Below are 581 nucleotides of genomic sequence, written 5' to 3'. Positions count from 1 at the left end.
TTCGTTCAATTTCTTTTGTATCGACATAATTCTCTTTTCTGTATAATGTTCAAACGAATCCTTTTTCGGTATATATTGTCTGATTAGTTTATTTGTATTTTCAATAGCTCCCTTTTGCCAAGAACAATATGGATCAGCGAAGTACACGGGCACGCCTAAGAACTTGGTAATGTCCTTATGTGCTGCAAATTCAGGTCCGTTGTCTGTTGTAATGGTCTTCAGCCTGTCCTTGTATGGTAGCAGCAGTTTCCTAACTACCTTTGCCAGAGGCTTTGACAGCTTTCCAAATGGCAGTTTCTGCATAAGTAGCATATTGGTGGATTTCTCCACCAGTGTGAGTATGGCATGCTGGTCAGGGTCTACGATTAAGTCCATCTCAAAATCTCCGAATCTCTTCCCGTGCAAGTTACAAAACGAAGTGCAATAAAAGAGTAGCCCTCGCCGAGAGATGCAGACGTTCTTGAAGCGTAGCGAGAGGTTGTCTGCATCTCTCGGCGAGGGCTACTCTTTTATTGCACTTCGTTTTTGAACTTGCAAAGTATAATCTACAAACATATGAACACAACGTTATCTTTATCTCT

Annotated in this window: 1 pseudogene; it reads right to left on the bottom strand. The window is 41.3% G+C overall.

Annotation, left to right across the window (positions count from 1 at the left end):
- Positions 1-399, bottom strand: a pseudogene (locus HMPREF3034_RS08290) (IS30 family transposase); the annotation flags it as partial.
- Between the last annotated feature and the right edge of the window lie 182 nt (positions 400-581).

The organism is Prevotella sp. DNF00663 (assembly GCF_001553265.1).
In the GTDB taxonomy this organism is placed as follows: Bacteria; Bacteroidota; Bacteroidia; order Bacteroidales; family Bacteroidaceae; genus Prevotella.
Note: the sequence above shows the minus strand (reverse complement) of the source record. Positions and strands in the feature narration are given on the sequence as shown.